General features: G+C 66.8%; 11 protein-coding genes and 1 pseudogene. 9 read left to right on the forward strand and 3 right to left on the reverse strand.

The annotated features are described in order from the left end of the window. Window positions 1–25: 25 nt before the first annotated feature. Window positions 26–472, reverse strand: a complete 447-nt coding sequence (locus DIE06_RS36440) for a transposase (RefSeq protein ID WP_124665554.1) — start codon at window positions 470–472, stop codon at window positions 26–28. Here DIE06_RS36440 and DIE06_RS36445 point away from each other — a divergent pair. Beyond that, window positions 397–598: pseudogene (locus DIE06_RS36445) on the forward strand (integrase core domain-containing protein); the annotation flags it as partial. The gene DIE06_RS36440 and the pseudogene DIE06_RS36445 sit on opposite strands and share 76 nt — an antisense overlap. Before the next feature lie 37 nt (window positions 599–635). Here the strand turns inward: DIE06_RS36445 and DIE06_RS36450 are convergent. Then, window positions 636–1,901, reverse strand: a complete 1,266-nt coding sequence (locus DIE06_RS36450) for a glycosyltransferase WbuB (RefSeq protein ID WP_124665556.1) — start codon at window positions 1,899–1,901, stop codon at window positions 636–638. A gap of 270 nt (window positions 1,902–2,171) precedes the next feature. Beyond that, entirely contained in the window at window positions 2,172–3,056 is an 885-nt protein-coding gene (gene galU, locus DIE06_RS36455) for a UTP--glucose-1-phosphate uridylyltransferase GalU (protein WP_124665557.1), read from the reverse strand. Between the two features lie 406 nt (window positions 3,057–3,462). Between galU and DIE06_RS36460 the strand changes: the two genes are divergently transcribed. The 8 genes from DIE06_RS36460 to DIE06_RS36495 all read left to right on the forward strand — a co-directional run bounded on the left by DIE06_RS36460 (window position 3,463) and on the right by DIE06_RS36495 (window position 15,238). Next, the gene (locus tag DIE06_RS36460) at window positions 3,463–3,657 is read left to right on the forward strand and encodes a flagellar transcriptional regulator FlhD (RefSeq protein WP_124665558.1); all 195 of its coding nucleotides are present in this window, start codon (window positions 3,463–3,465) and stop codon (window positions 3,655–3,657) included. Between the two features lie 203 nt (window positions 3,658–3,860). After that, complete coding sequence (locus DIE06_RS36465; protein WP_124665559.1) at window positions 3,861–4,094, forward strand: flagellar transcriptional regulator FlhD; 234 nt, start codon at window positions 3,861–3,863, stop codon at window positions 4,092–4,094. A gap of 280 nt (window positions 4,095–4,374) precedes the next feature. Then, entirely contained in the window at window positions 4,375–4,830 is a 456-nt protein-coding gene (gene bcsD, locus DIE06_RS36470) for a cellulose biosynthesis protein BcsD (RefSeq protein ID WP_124665563.1), read from the forward strand. Next, window positions 4,827–5,303: a cellulose biosynthesis protein BcsP gene (gene bcsP / locus DIE06_RS36475; RefSeq protein WP_260433888.1), complete on the forward strand. Its 477-nt coding sequence runs from the start codon at window positions 4,827–4,829 to the stop codon at window positions 5,301–5,303. Before bcsD ends, bcsP begins: the two co-directional genes overlap by 4 nt. Beyond that, entirely contained in the window at window positions 5,300–6,079 is a 780-nt protein-coding gene (bcsQ, locus tag DIE06_RS36480) for a cellulose biosynthesis protein BcsQ (RefSeq protein WP_124665565.1), read from the forward strand. The genes bcsP and bcsQ overlap by 4 nt, the downstream gene beginning before the upstream one ends. Continuing rightward, a complete protein-coding gene (bcsA, locus tag DIE06_RS36485; RefSeq protein WP_124665560.1) occupies window positions 6,076–8,283 on the forward strand; it encodes a UDP-forming cellulose synthase catalytic subunit in 2,208 nt (735 codons plus the stop codon). Before bcsQ ends, bcsA begins: the two co-directional genes overlap by 4 nt. Window positions 8,284–8,298: 15 nt before the next feature. Next, complete coding sequence (gene bcsB, locus DIE06_RS36490) at window positions 8,299–10,782, forward strand: cellulose biosynthesis cyclic di-GMP-binding regulatory protein BcsB (protein ID WP_124665561.1); 2,484 nt, start codon at window positions 8,299–8,301, stop codon at window positions 10,780–10,782. A 1-nt stretch (window position 10,783) separates the two neighbouring features. Then, window positions 10,784–15,238, forward strand: coding sequence for a cellulose biosynthesis protein BcsC (locus DIE06_RS36495; protein ID WP_124665562.1), 4,455 nt, complete (start codon window positions 10,784–10,786; stop codon window positions 15,236–15,238). The last annotated feature ends 464 nt before the right edge of the window (window positions 15,239–15,702 follow it).

The following is a 15,702-nucleotide window of genomic DNA, read 5'->3' on the forward strand; positions in this document are numbered from 1 at the left end:
GCCTTGCAAATCTCACAACACCGTTTCAGCTATCGAGCCTTGCTGCACAAGCCTTTGCGAATTGTTCAAGGCCGACTACCCAGGCGGCGAGATCGCGCGCCCGCCGGAACGTTGATGCATTGCCAACTGCGGAGACGATGGCGGTCGACAGCAAGACACCGACACCTGGAATCGTTTGAAGGCGTCGGCAAAGGTCACTCTCCCGTGCGAGACATTTGAGCCGGTCGTTCATCTGTTCAATGGTTGATTCCGTGCGGTTCCACATGTCGAGTAGCATGCGTCCAAGATCGCGCATCATGGGAGTTAAGCCGGAGTCTTCCTTCTCGAGCAGAGCGGGCAACACGGTGCGAAGCGCATAGAACCCCTGTGCGATCTCGATACCGCGATCCAGTAACCGGATCATTGTGCGACGAGTGCTTGAACGTACATTGGTTCGAAACACTGGGCGAAGCCAAAGCGATCGTCGAGGCATGGCAGCGGGATTACAACGAGAGCCGTTCTCACTGCTCTCAAGGAGTTGGCGCCAGCCGAATTCGCCCGTCAGCTGGCGGTTTCATCGGGTTCTACTGAACCGAAAACGCCGGAAAACTCGCTCTAGAATTGGTCCGGAAAGCTCAAGCGGATCGAATGCGGTTTCAAAAATCCGGATGCCGCGCGCCGGACACGTCGGCGGTGACCGGCTCGGGACGCAATGCGCGCAACCTGGCGTCGAATTCGCTCAACACAGCGTCGCGCGACAGAACAGCCTCGGCGAATCTGCGCCCGGCCTGGCCGAGGCGAGCGCGCTCGGCCGCGTTGCCGGCGAGCGCGTCGATAGACGATGCAAGCGTTTCGGCGTCGCCCGGCGGCACGGCGATGCCGCGCGGCGCGACCACGTCATGCAACTCCGTGCCCGGGCTTGCCATCGCGATCACCGGCCGCCCGCTTGCGAACATCCCGGTCAGCTTGGACGGCATCACGAGATCGGCCGCGTCGGCGCGTTGCGGGAGGACGTGAATGTCGGCCAGATTCAGCAGTTCGTTGAGCCGGCTGATCGGCTGCAGCTCCAGGAAGCGGCAGTTCCTGAGGCCGGCGCAACGCAACAGGAGCTCGGCGCGCGCAGGCCCGTTGCCGCAGAAGACGAACACCAGGTTGTCACGCGATACGAGCCGTTCGGCCGCGCCAGCGAGGACATCCAGCCCTTGCTTCGTACCCATGTTGCCGGAATAAAGCACGATCGTTGCGGACGGAGAGATGTACAACTCGGTCCTAAGCTCGCTCGGCCGTTTGAGCGGGTAGATCGAATGGGTGTCGGCCCAGTTCGGGAAATGCACGAGCTTGCGCGGAGGAATACCCTTGCTCATCGCGCGCTCGATCATCTTCCCGGAGATCGTCGATACGGTATCGAAGCGCTTCAGCAGCGTGCGCTCGATCGCGAGCACGGTACGTTTCAGCAGGGATCCCTTGAGCATCCCGAGGTTGAACGCCGCATCGACCTCGTAGTCCTGGATATGGAGCCACGCGTGCGCCCCGGTCAAGCGTGCGACGAACCAGCCGGCCGGTGCGTTCAGCAGGCTCGGCGCGATGCAGACGACGGCGTCGGGCCGCCACAATGCATGTCGCAGCATGACGGGGAGGCTGGAGAATGCGAAGCTCGCGAGGTGCGCGATGCGGCGGGCGCCGCTCGGTCGCGACGGAACCCACAGCGGCGCCCGCCAAAGCGCCACGTCGCCGCGACGCTCGGTCGAGTAGCGTAGCGCCGAGTATCCGCTGCCGATTCGCCACTCGGGATAGTACGGCGGCGCACATACGATACGCACGGCGTGGCCTTTCCCGACGAGCGTCTCCGCCATTTCGGCGGTGTACTTGCCGATGCCGGTCAGCTCGGGCGCATAGTTGATGCCGTAGATGAGGATTTTCATCGCCTTCCCAGCGAGACGTAAAAATGGTGCGGTGCGTTATAAGTGCATTGTCGGCAATGCCAACCTTGCGAGTCCGACAGAATGTTGATCGGTGCCGCCAATCAAGGACGGTGATCATGCGGTATGCGGGTGAGCGCGCGCAGCGTCACCGAATGGGCAAGTGCTGGTCAGGGACGGTGCGCGCAATGCAGCGGCGAATACATCTCGCTCGCACGTGGCGGGAAAGGCCGGCCACTCGGTGCGCCGCGTCACCGCGGCGCACGATTGGCGTCAGATGACGAGTTGCTCCGACATGCGCGCCAGCAGATACCGCTCGAAGTCTGCCGCGACTTCCGGGTGCCGCAGCGCGAATTCGACCGTCGCCTTCAGGTACCCGAGCTTGCTGCCGCAATCGAAGCGTGTGCCGTCGTAGCGGTATGCCAGCACCTGTTCATCGGTGAGCAGCGACTGGATCGCGTCGGTCAGTTGCAGTTCGCCGCCCGCGCCGGGTTTGAGACGGCGAAGATGCTCGAAGATCTTCGGCTTCAGCACATAGCGGCCGACGACGCCGAAATTCGACGGCGCATTCGCCGGTTCGGGCTTCTCGACGATCCCGGACAGCTTGAAGAGGTTGTCTTCCCAGCGCTTGCCGTCGATCACGCCATAGGATTTTGAATCTTCCGGGGCGATTTCCTCGACGCCGATGACCGACGTATGGTAGTGATCGAAGACGTCGATCATCTGGCGCAGCACGGGCTTCGGGCCATCGAGCAGGTCGTCGGCGAGAATGACGGCAAACGGATGGTCGCCGACGAGTTTCTCCGCGCACAGGACGGCATGACCCAGCCCGAGGGCTTCGGCCTGGCGAACGTAAAAGCAGTCGACATGGCTCGGCTTGATGCTGCGTACCAGGGAGAGCAGCTTGTCCTTGCCGCGCGCCTCGAGCTCTGCCTCGATCTCGTACGACTTGTCGAAATGATCCTCGATCGCGCGCTTGCTGCGTCCGGTCACGAAAATCATCTCCGTGATGCCGGCTTCGATCGCTTCCTCGACCGCATACTGAATCAACGGCTTGTCCACGACCGGCAACATTTCCTTCGGACTCGCCTTCGTAGCCGGCAGGAACCGCGTGCCCAGGCCGGCGACGGGAAAGACGGCTTTCGTCACTTTCAACATAGTGGTAATTCCATGAGTTCGGAATGAAGAGCGGACAACGTCGATGTCCGATGTCGGCGTACAGGCGCAACGGAATAGTCGACGTCGCACAGGACGCAATTGCATGGTCGCGCACGTGCAATTCCGGAAATCCTAGGTGTGTTTGCGAATGAGGCGGCGACTGAATCTTGGGCGAATCCGACAGGCTGATTGAAAGGCCACGCATTGCACAAGGAATTATTTTGAAACGGTATGCATGTGGCCGGTTCGGCGTTATATAGCGGATTGCGGCGGTCGTTTGTCGGCAGGTAATCGCCCGGTTCGCATACGGTTTGACGTTGAAGATCGGGAATCCGTACGGATTAGGCAGATGCGTCCGGATGCCGTCGCATCGAGTTCACGGGCGGGTCATGGGGAGGGAGTGGCGATGGAACAGGATGATGTTTGTCACGCGCTGGAATCGTTGGATCCCGCCTATCTCGAACTGATGCAGCAGATGTTGAAGATCGATTGCGAGGTGGCGACGCGCGAGCTGGGCATTTCGACTCGGATCGCGTCGTGGATCATCGCGTTGACGCCGACCGAGATTGAAGCGCTGGTTAATCGTCGCGCGCAGCCTTAGTCGGTACCGCGGGCGTCACGCCGATGACTTGTTTTTCCGGTAAGCGGCAATGGAAAAATGACGATTTGGCGGATTCCATCTAGGCTTTGTCTGCTCGTCGATATATTCAACACGTAAAGTTCGTGGTCGAAAACTCCGGGCGTCGAGAATATGCGCCCTGCGGCCGGCTGAATTCAATGGCCGGCCAAAAATAAGGAACGATCATGGCCAAACCGAACGACATCTTCGACGCGATTGCGGAATTCAACCGTTCATACCTGACGCTCGCCCAGCGCTTGCTGCAAGCGGATCGCGAAGCCGCAAAAAAACAGCTGGGCATGTCCGACGAGACGGCCTCGATCGTCGCTGCCTTGACCCCGGCGCAGATCGACGTGCTTGCCGCGCGCCGCGAGTTGTTCTGCGAATTCCGCGCGGAATACGCTCCGGGCCGCGCCTGACAAGGCCGCCTTTCCATCGTTTCATGCATCATGCCGCGCACGAACGCTGCCTGATATCCGGTCGCCGGTCCGCATAAGCAACCACATTGGTCGACTGCCGGCGCCGCTCCGGCCGGTTGTCGGTTATATCGGACACTTTGGCGTTTTACGGCTAGATTCCGGCCGCCTTCGCTTGCCCGGATTCGATACGATGGGCAAAACGCTGTTGCCACGATGCCCGCACGAGACGCATACGATGCGGTCACGCCAATCATTGTTTTTCACCGGGAATCCGTTGTCCATGCAGCGAATTTTGGAGCATCTTCTCGAGCGCGGGGCGTCGCTCCAATGGCGCGGATTCCTGGAGGCACTGGCCGGTGAATTCGCCGATCAGCTCGATCGAGACGAGTTACGGCAACTGATGTCGCGTGTCGGGATGCGCTTCGCGGCCGCCCATCCGCTCGGCCCTTGCGAATCGACGGACGATCTCGCGAATGCGTTGAATGCGCGCTGGCGCGACGCGCAATGGGGTTATGCCGAGCTGTCCGACGAGCACGAATTCCTGCGCATCGTCCATTACGCCGCGCCGCTGCGCGCGCTCGGCGCCGGCCATCTCGCGTGGTCCTCGGCCTTCCTGCAGGGCGCGTATCAGGGCTGGTTCGACAGCGTCGGCGCAGCCGGCCTGCGCGTGGTGCAGGACGCCGTTCCTCAGGATGACTCACGGATCGAACTGCGCATCGCGCGGGCAAGGAATTGAGCGGTCCGGTCGACCGGAATATCCGCGATAACAATTCAATTGGGCACGCTATGTCGACCTCACGGGATATCGAATCGCTGTTTAAGCGTTTCGGCGGTGACGCCGGACGTTATCAGGAAGTCCGTGCCGAAGCGGATGCTGAAGCGGCGCGCGTGCGTTGGCCGCTGCTCGAGGGTGTCGAGCTGCGCGAATCCGAGCCGCCCACTCAGCCGGGCTCCGGGGCACCGAACAACGGGCCGGGCCTGCGCGATATCTTGAGGGCGGACACGCAGGCGGCACCGCCGCCGCCGGCTGCGGTTCGGCGCGATCTCACGCAGGGTCCGTTGAAGAAGCTGGTCGGCAAGCGGGTGGCATCGGACGGGTCCGATACGCGAGGGTCGTCGCAGCCGCTGGTCCGGTTGTTCGAGCGGCTGCGAGGCGAGGCGGCGGGAGAGGGGCACGACGAGCCGTCGACATGGACGGGTCGCTCATGAAGATCATTGCGATCGCTTCGGCCAAGGGCGGCGTCGGCAAGACCACGCTGGCCGCGAACCTCGCGGCCGTGATGGCGGAGCGCCAACGACGGTGCGTGAGCGTGGTGGATCTGGATCCGCAGAATGCGCTGAAGCTGCATTTCGGCGTGCCGCTCGAGATGACCGACGGGCTTGCCCACACCGGGCTCGACGGGCTGGACTGGCCGGCCGCGGTCGTCGACGGGATCGCGATATTCCCGTTCGGCGTAGTCGGCGAAACGGACCAGCGCCGCTTCGAGCGACTGCTCGACCGCGACCCGACGTGGCTCGCGCGCGGGCTCGCGACGCTCGGGCTTGGCGACGACGACATCGTGATCATCGATACGCCGCCGGGCACCTCGGTCTACATGCGTGCCGCGCTGACGGCCGCGCATTTCGTGCTCACGGTCGTGCTCGCCGATGCGGCGTCGTACGCATCGATCCCGAAGATGCGGCAGATGATCGACGCCTACGCGGCGACCCGCGCGGATTTCGCCGGCGACGGCTATGTGGTCAATCAGGTCGATCAGTCCCGCGAACTGGGCCGCGACGTGCTGCGGGTGCTGTGCGACAGTCTCGGCACGGAGCGCTTCGGCGGCGTGATTCACGCGGACGAAGGGGTCGCGGAAGCGCTCGCGTGCCGGACGACGGTGAACCGCTACGACCCGCGTTCGCAGGCGGCGGCCGACCTGAACGCGTGCGCCGCGTGGCTGGAGCGCGCGATCGATCAGCGCGTTACGGCACGGAGCATCGCTTGAGCGCCGGCGCGAATTCCGCGCGGCGGTCGGCGGTCGACCGGTTCGTCGACACGTTGCCGGGCAGCGGCTGGCTCGTCACGCTGCCGCTCGCGGCATGCGCGCTGCTGGCGCTGTATGTCGTGTGTACGGTGCCGCTCGACAATGTCGGGCAACTTGCGTTCGCGACGTGCTGCCTGGCCGGTTCGCTCGCGATCCGGCGCGTGGACGGACGCTACGCGACGCTCGTCATGATCGTGCTGTCGGTCGCGGCCACCGGCCGGTACATGTACTGGAGACTGACGGAGACCCTGGTGTGGTCGCATCCGCTCGACGCGGCGTGGGGCTCGCTGCTCGTGGCGGCGGAAGTGTATGCGGCCGCGGTGCTGCTCCTCGGTTACTTCCAGACCGCGTGGCCGCTGGGGCGCAAGCCGCTGCCGTTGCCCGAATCGCGCGCGCACTGGCCGACCGTCGACGTGTTCATTCCCACATACAACGAACCGTTGAGCGTGGTCAAGCCGACGATCTATGCGGCGCTCGCGCTCGACTATCCGGCCGACAAGCTGTCGATCCACGTGCTCGACGACGGGCGCCGCGCGGAGTTCCGGGCGTTCTGCGAATCCGTCGGCGTGCACTGGACGATCCGCGATCACAATCGTCACGCGAAAGCGGGCAATCTCAACGAGGCGCTGAAGACGACCGACGGAGAGTACGTCGCGATCTTCGATTGCGATCATGTGCCGACGCGCTCGTTCCTGCAGATCTGCCTCGGGTGGTTCCTGCGCGATCCGAAGCTGTCGATGCTGCAGACGCCGCATCACTTTTTTTCGCCCGATCCGTTCGAGCGCAATCTCGACATCTTCAAGGAAGTGCCGAACGAAGGCGAGTTGTTCTACGGACTGGTGCAGGACGGCAACGATCTCTGGAACGCGACGTTTTTCTGCGGATCGTGCGCGCTGCTGCGCCGCTCGATGGTTGAGGAGATCGGCGGCATCGCCACCGAGACCGTGACGGAGGACGCGCACACGGCGCTGAAGCTGCATCGCCGCGGCTACACGACCGCCTATCTCGCGATACCCCAGGCGGCGGGCCTCGCCACCGAAAGCCTGACCGGCCACATCGGCCAGCGAATCCGCTGGGCGCGCGGCATGACGCAGATCTTCCGCATCGACAACCCGTTGCTCGGGCGCGGACTGACGCTGGGCCAGCGACTGTGCTACCTGAACGCGATGATGCATTTCTTCTACGGCATCCCGCGGCTCGTGTTCCTGACCGCGCCGCTGTCGTTCCTGTTCTTCGGCGCACACATGATCCACGCGCCCGCGACGATGCTCGCGCTTTATGCGCTGCCTCACGTGATCCATGCGAACGTGACGAACTCGCGGATGCAGAGCCGGTTCCGGCATTCGTTCTGGGCCGAGGTCTACGAGGCCGTGCTCGCGTCGTACATCGCGTTGCCGACCTTGCTCGCGCTGGTCAATCCCCGGCTGGGCACGTTCAACGTGACGGCCAAGGGCGGCCGGATCGACCGGGGCTATTTCGACTGGGCCATTTCGAAACCCTACCTGAGCCTGGTCGTCCTGAATGCGTTCGGCCTCGCGATGGGCGTGCTGCACATCGCGCTGAACCGTCATGTCGGCAGCGAAGTGCAGACGACGGTTTTCAACCTGGCGTGGACGACGTACAACCTGCTGATTCTGGGCCTGGCCGTGGCCGCGGCGAACGAACGCAGGCAGGTACGCGTGACCCACCGCGTCACGGCACGGATTCCGGTCATGCTGCGCTTCGCGAATGGCCGGACACTGGCCTGCGAAACGCGCGACTACTCGGAGGGCGGCATCGGCGTGGCGGTCCCCGACGACGCGCGCATTCCGGATCGCGAACCGGTGACGGTGTCGCTGTTTCGCGGCGCCGACGAATACGCATTTCCCGGGACGGTGGAATACGCGGAACCGGGGCGTATCGGCATTCGGTTCCAGAGCCTGTCACAACGGCAGGAGTTCGATCTCGTCAGTTCGACCTTTGCCCGCGCCGACGCATGGATCGACTGGACGGCCGGCCGCCGGCCGGATTCGCCGCCGCGTGCGTTCCTGCATCTCGCGACGGTCGGCGTACAGGGGTTGCTGCGCGTGACGGCGCGCCTGTACGCGGACCTGCGCACGGGCCGGCGCGCGGCCGCGCACCGCGACCGCGGTGGCGACGCGATCGACACGACAACAAAAAAATAGCAGAGGGCAAAGAGCATGACGTGGGTGTCGCGACAGCGCGGCTGCACGCGCCACAAGGCGTGCGTTTCGCAGGGCGCGATCACCGCGCGCCTTGCTCGGGTCGGCGGGTACGCGCGCTTGCCGCGCACGATGCGCGCGCTCCTGTGTTGGGCATTGGCGGGCGGCATCGCGTCGGGCGTCTGGGCATCGGTCGCGATGGCGCAGGGGCCCGGCGCGGTGCGTGCGGCGGATGGCGCGATGGCGCCGGGCGAACGACCTGCGCTGTCGCTGGCGCTGCCCGTCGGGCCCGCCGCGGCGCGACCGCCGCTGCTCGCCGAGCCGGTGCCCGCGGCCGAAGCCGAACGGCGCCGCACCGGCGGGCCGCCGACCACGGCCGAGCCCGGCACGCGCGTGCCGGGCGGCCGACGCCAGGCGTTGACGTTCGTGGATCTCGGCGCGCGCGATCCGCTGCAGTTGCGCGGCACGGACGGCCAGAACGGCGTGGCGTTTTCGGTCCGTCGCGACGAGGTCGTCACGGGTGCGACGCTGCATCTGGTCTACAGCTACTCGCCCGCGCTGCTGCCGGATCTGTCGCAGCTCAAGGTGCTCGTCAACGGCGAAGTGGCGGCGACGCTGCCGTTGCCGGCGGCCCAGGCCGGGATGATGGTCGCGCGCGACGTGCCGATCGATCCGCGCTTCGTCACCGAATACAACCATCTGAATGTTCAGCTGATCGGCCATTACACCAACGGCTGCGAGAATCCTGCCAGTTCGTCGCTCTGGGCGACGGTGAGCAACGCGAGCCGGCTCGAGCTGACCTATGCGACGCTGCCCGAGCGGGCGGAGCTTGGCGTGCTGCCCGCGCCGTTCTTCGATCAGCGGGACGTGCGGCGGCTCGAGGTGCCGTTCGTGTTCGCCGCGCGGCCGCCGCGGGAGACGCTGGAAGCGGCCGGCGTCGTCGCGTCGTGGTTCGGTGCGTTGGCCTCGTATCGCGGCGCGCGGTTCCCGGCCCGGCTCGGTGGCCTGCCGGAATCAGGTAACGCCGTGGTGTTCGCGACACCCGACGATCGCCCGGACGGCGTGACGCTTCCTGTCATCGACGGCCCGACGCTGGCCGTCGCCGAGCGCCAGGCGCCCGCCCAGGGTCAGCTATTGCTGGTTCTCGGCCGAACGCCGGCCGAATTGAAGACCGCGGCGCTTGCGCTCGCGCTCGGCCGCAACGCGCTTGCGGGCACCCGCGCCACGGTGACGGGGCTCGCGAACCCCGCCCCCCGCGTGCCGTACGACGCGCCGAACTGGCTGTCGTCGACCCGCCCGGTGCGGTTCGGCGAACTGGCCGGGGAACGCGCGCTCTCCGTGTCCGGATACGAAGCGGGCCCGGTCCGGTTCGACCTGCGCGTTGCCCCCGATCTGTTCACGTGGAATACACGGGGCGCGCCGATCGATTTGCGTTATCGATACACGCCGACCGCACGCGCCGACCGCTCGTCGCTCAACCTGAGCGTCGGCGATACGTTCGTGACGGCGCTGCCGATTCCGGCACGCGAATCGTCCCGCTGGAGCCTGAGCCGCTACCTGCCGTTCGCCGCCAACGGCATCGACCGCACGACGCTGCACGTGCCGCCGTTGCTGGTCACGCCGCGCACGCAATTGACGCTGAACTTCTTCTACGAAATCCCGGACTCGGGCAAATGCACCGGGCGGCTGCTGCAGAACGTGGCGGGCTCGATCGACCCGGACTCGACGATCGACGTGTCGTCGTTTCCGCATTACATGGCGCTGCCCGACCTCGCCGCGTTCGCGAACAGCGGTTTTCCCTTCACGCGCATGGCCGACCTGTCGGACACGGCCGTCGTGCTGCCGACCGAGCCGACGCCGGACGTCTACGGCCTGTACCTGCTCGCGATGGGCCGCATGGGCGCGTCGACCGGTTATCCGGTCAGCGGCGTGGCGGTGACGGATGCGGGCGGCGTCGACGCGTTCGCGTCGCGGGATCTGCTGATTCTGGGCGCACCGGACACCCAGCCGCTGTTTGCGCGGTGGGCGTCGCGCATGCCGTTCGACGAGGATCGCGGCGGCGGCTTCTTTGGCCGCGCGAATGCGGCTGACGCGCCTGGCGCCGAGCGCGAGCATGTGCATGCGAGCCTGTCGATCGTGTCCGACGGCACGAGCGCGCTGATCGCCGGCTTCGAATCGCCGTTGCGCAAGACGCGCAGCGCGGTCGCGCTGATCGGCGCGACGGGCCATGCGGACGAGGTGCTGGGCCCCGCGCTGCTCGACGACGACATGCTCACGTCGATCCAGGGCGCGATGGTCGTGATTCGCGATCGCACCGTGACGGTCACGTCGACCGGCACGTCGTATCACGTGGGTGCGCTGCCGCCGCTCACGTACCTGCGTTGGGCCATGTCGGCCCGTCCGCTGCTGCTTGCGCTGATCGGCGTGCTGGCCGCCTTCGTCGCGGCGGCGCTTTTCTATCGTTTGCTGGGTGCGCGGGCGGCGCGCCGGCTGAAGGAGTGACATGCGCGTCCGACGATTAGGCAGGCTCGGCCGCGCGCGCGCGGGCGGTGTCGCGAGCCTCCTGTTCGCGCTCGCGCTGCCGCATGCCGCGGCCAGCAGCGATCCGGTGAAGGTGCTCGTCGAACAGGGCCGATACTGGCAGGCGCACGGTCGAGGCGACCTCGCGGCGCAGGCCTGGAAGAAGGTGCTGGGGGTCGAGCCGGATCAGCCCGATGCGTTGTTCGGCATGGGGATGGTGCTCGCCGATCGCCGCGATGCCGACGGCGCGCGCCGCTATCTGGAGCAGTTGCGCCGAACCGCGCCCGGTTTCGCGCGGATCGACGAGCTCGGCCGCCGGCTGGGCGATGCGGGCGTGCGGGACGGCGAGATCAGCGACGCCCGCCGCCTCGCGCAAACCGGGCAGAGCGAATTGGCCGCCCGGCAGTATCAGCGCGCGCTGCAGGGTGCCCCGTCGTCGCCAGCACTGCAGCTCGAATATTTCCAGGCGCTTGCTGCCACGCCGACCGGCTGGAGCGAAGCGCGGCGCGGTCTCGAACGGCTCGCGCGGGACAATCCCGACGATCCGCGCTATGCGCTCGCGTATGCACAGCACCTGACTTATCGCGATGCGACGCGCCGCGACGGCATCGCACGGCTCGAGCAGTTGTCCGCCGACGCCAAGGTCGGCAAGGACGCGCGACAGAGCTGGCGCCAGGCGCTGCTCTGGCTCGCGGCAAGGCCGTCGGACCAGGCGCGCTATCTCGCCTATCTGAAGGCGGTGCCCGATGATCCGCCGGTCAAGGCACGCTACGACAGCATGGTGCGGCAGGATCAAGCCGATCACGAGCGCGATCAGCAAGGCGCGTCGGACGAAGCACGCGGCCACGCGATCGAGGAGGGTTTCGCGGCACTCGATCGCGGCGATCTCGACGCGGCGCGGGCCCGCTTCGATGCCGTGCTCGGCAAATTGCCGAACGACAGTGATGCGCTGGGCGGCCGCGGTATCGTCGAACTGAAGCAGGAACGCTTTGCGCAGGCACGCAGCGATCTCGAGCGTGCGTCGCGAGGCGGGAATGCGGCGCGCTGGCGATCAGCGCTGAACAGTGCGACGTACTGGTCCTACACGAGCGAGGCGCTGGGTGCGCAGAGCAACGGCGACTTCGCGCGCGCGAAGGCGCTGTTCGAGCGCGCGATTCTGGCGGATCCGTCGAACGTCACCGCGCAGGTGCTGCTCGGCGATGCGCTGCTGGAGCATCGCGATGCGGGTGGCGCCGAGCAGGCGTACCGGATGGCGTTGCGGCGCCAGTCCGACAATCCGGACGCGATACGCGGCCTGGTCGGCGCGCTGGCCGCACAGGGGCGCGGCGACGAAGCGTTGCAGTTCGCGACGCAACTGAGCGCCGAGCAGCAATCGAAGGCCGGCGGCCTCGACCGGCTGCGCCGCACGGCCGAGGCGGCGCAGGCGCGGCAGGCCGAAGCGCGCGGCGACCTGGGCACGGCGCGCAGTCTGTTCGAGGATGCGCTCGCGGGCAATCCGGACGATCCGTGGCTGCGGCTGGACCTGGCACGCGTGTACGTGCGGCAAGGTGCGATCGCGTCGGCACGCAGCATGATGGACGGCTTGCTGGCCGAGCGGCCCGACATGCCCGACGCGCTCTATGCCGGCGCGCTGCTGGCCGAGCAGACGCAGGACTGGGGCATCGGGCTGCAGCGCCTCGAGCGCATCGCGCCCGCGCAACGCACGGCGGCGATGACGACGTTGCAGCACCGCCTCTGGGTTGGCCAGCAGGTTGCCCTCGCGACCCGGATGGCGCGCGAGGGCCGACGCGCACAGGCGCTCGGCGTGCTGCACGACGCCGAGGGCATCGGTCTGTCGATGCCGGCGCTCGCGGCGCAGCTGTCGGCGGGCTATGTGCAAGCCGGCGACATGTCGCGTGCACTCTGGATCGTACGGCTTGCGCTGGCCCGGGAGCCGGACAACGCCGGCGTGCTGCTGCAGTACGCGCGGATGCTGCTGACCGTCCGTGACGATGGGCTTCTGGGCGACGCGATGCGCCGGCTCGCCGCGATGCCGCTGTCGCCCGCGCAGCGTGCCGACTTCGAGCGCCTGAACCTCGAGATCGTCGTGCGTCGTGCCGATGCGGTGCGTCAGGAGGGCGACCTTGCCGGCGGCTACGCCGTCATCGCGCCGTGGCTGGCCGCGATGCCCGACAGTCCGGAGCTCCAGGCCGCGCTCGCGAGGCTGTACACGTCGGCCGGCGACGCGCCGAACGCGCTGAAATGCTATCGGGTCGCGCTGGCCCGCCGGCCCGACGATATGGGATTGCTGATCGCGGCGATCTATGCGGCGAGCAGCGCCAAGGCCTGGCGCGACGGTGAAGCGTTCGCGGCCACGGCACTGCGTATTGCGCCCGACGACGCGGGGCTGCTTGCCGCGACGGGCCGCCTGTATCGCGCGGAGGGCAACCTGTCGCTCGCCGCCCAGTATCTGCAGCGTTCGCTGCTGGTCGCCAATACGCCGCCCCCGAGCAGCAAGCCGGCGCGTTCGAACGCTCCGCGCGGTTGGGACGACGCGATGCGGCGCATCGGCGCGAATCCGTTGCCCGGTACCAATCCGTTCGAAGGCAAGACCGCCGTCGACGTCGTGCGTCCGTCGACCGGCTCCGGCACCGCGGTACCGCCGGTGCCGGGCCTGCCTTCCTGGTCCACCCCGTCTTCTTACGCTCCGACCGTGCCCTATACGATGCCGCCCGTGCCGCCCGCGACTTACGTCACACCGTCCGCCATGCCGGAAGCGCGCATGGTGCCGCCTGTCATACCGCTGCAGCCAGTCGCGAGCGACCCCGGCGGTTACGGCCAGGAGAGCATGGGCACGGGCGAATCGGGCGGCCCTGCGATCGCGTCGCGCTATCGGCCGTATCGGGAGCCTGCCGCCGACGTGCCGCAGGCGGGGGCGTCGACAGGATGCGTGTCGCAGGGCGATTCGAGCGACGACTGCGCCGGCTACGTCGCCACGCCATGGCCGATGTCGCCGGCGTCACGCGCCGCGGCGACGAGTGCATCGCCGACGGCGTCCACGCGTTCCGCCAGGGCGAGCCGGCCGCCGCGCGGCGGCGCGAAGGTCCCCGTCGCGCGGTCGTCCGTTCCTTCGCCGGCGTACGGGCAGCCCGATGCATCGTCGCGCTATATCCCGCAGCCACCGGCAGGCTATGCGAAAAGCGTGACCGCGGCCCGGTCGACGCAGCCCGATGCGGGCACGGACGCCAGCGGGCAGATGCTCGATGTCGCGTCGGAGCTTGCCCAGGTGAACCGCGAGCAGTCCAGCGCGGCGACCGGTGGCCTCGTGTTCCGAAACCGCACGGGCGAAGCGGGGCTATCGGGCCTCACCGATATCGAGGCGCCCCTGGAAGGACGCATCAAGGCGGGCAACGGTCACGTGGTTGTGACGGCCACCCCGGTCATGCTCGACAGCGGCAGCTCGGCCACCGACGTGCCGACCCTGGCGCGTTTCGGCGCGGGGCTCGCGACGGCGGCCGGCGGCGGCTCGCCGGGTTCTCAGACGGCGAGCGGCGTCGGTCTCTCCGTCGCCTACGAAGGCAAGCAGTTGAAGGTCGATGTCGGCGCGACGCCGGTCGGGTTCCCGTACCAGGATATGGTTGGCGGCGTGCGCTACAACGGTGCCATCACCGATCGGGCCGCCTATTCGCTGGCCGTCACGCGCCGCGCGGTGACCGACAGCCTGCTGTCGTTCGCGGGCGCGCGCGATGCGAGCGCCGGCCTCAAGTGGGGCGGCGTGACGCGCAGCGGCGCGCGCGGCGCGCTGAGTTGGGACGACGGCACCAGCGGCGCGTATGTCGAGGGTGCGTTCGACTATTACGACGGCCATCACGTGGAGCGGAACTTCGCCGGAAAGGGCAGCGGCGGCGCCTATACGCGCGTGTTGAGCGACGCCGACCGGACGCTCACCGTCGGCGTCAATGCGACGTGGATGCGTTTCAGCAAGAACCAGTCGTATTTCACGTACGGGCAGGGCGGTTACTTCAGTCCTCAGCAATACGTGATCCTGAACATTCCGATCGAGTATGCAGGCAGAACGGGTGCGTTTGCATACGATCTGACCGGGTCGATCGGCGTGCAGCATTACCGGCAGAACGCGGTGCCGTATTTCCCGCTCGATTCCGGCATGCAGGCGCAAGCAGCGGCGAACGCCGCCAACAGTCAGGCGGTGGGGCTGGACCCGGGCGCCGTGTATCCGGCACGCAGCAAGACCGGCGTTGCCTATTCGCTCGCCGCGCGCGGGGAATACCAGATCGCCCCGCAGCTCGCCGTCGGCGGGACGGCATCGTTCGGCAACGCTTATCAGTATCGCGAGTGGACGGCGGCCGTCTATCTCCGTTACAGCTTCACGCCGCAAGGCGGCGTGCCGCCGTTCCCGCCACGCGCGTTCACGTCGCCGTATCTCGCGCAAGCCGACTGATCGGATTCGCATGGCGTCGTGGCGATTCCATCCGAAACGATGGGACGTCGCCATGCGCTTTGCGTATGCGTGCTGGCGGATCCGTTCAGAGCTTTGTCGGTCCATCGGCGTGTTCGCGACGTACAGTGTGTCATCGAAAAACCGGCGGATACCGAACCACCGTGTCCGAGCGAATCGACCGGCAGAGCGCACGCGCGGGCCATTCAGAACCGATCATGGTTGAACCACACGATATGTCCGATGCGATCACGGAAGTCGACCGATCGTATCGCCTGCTTGCGAAGTGGTTGCTCCTCGCCGATCGAGACGAGGCCACGCGATAACTGGGCATGTCGGACGTTTCCCATGCACGCAACCGAGAAAGAATCGATGATCTCCCAATCCATCTTCAAGGCATATGACATTCGCGGTGTGGTCGGCAAGACGCTCGACGCCGACACGGCGCGCGCGATCGGCCGGGCATT

Origin of the sequence: Burkholderia sp. Bp8998, assembly GCF_003854235.1 — a bacterium.
Lineage (GTDB): Bacteria > Pseudomonadota > Gammaproteobacteria > Burkholderiales > Burkholderiaceae > Burkholderia.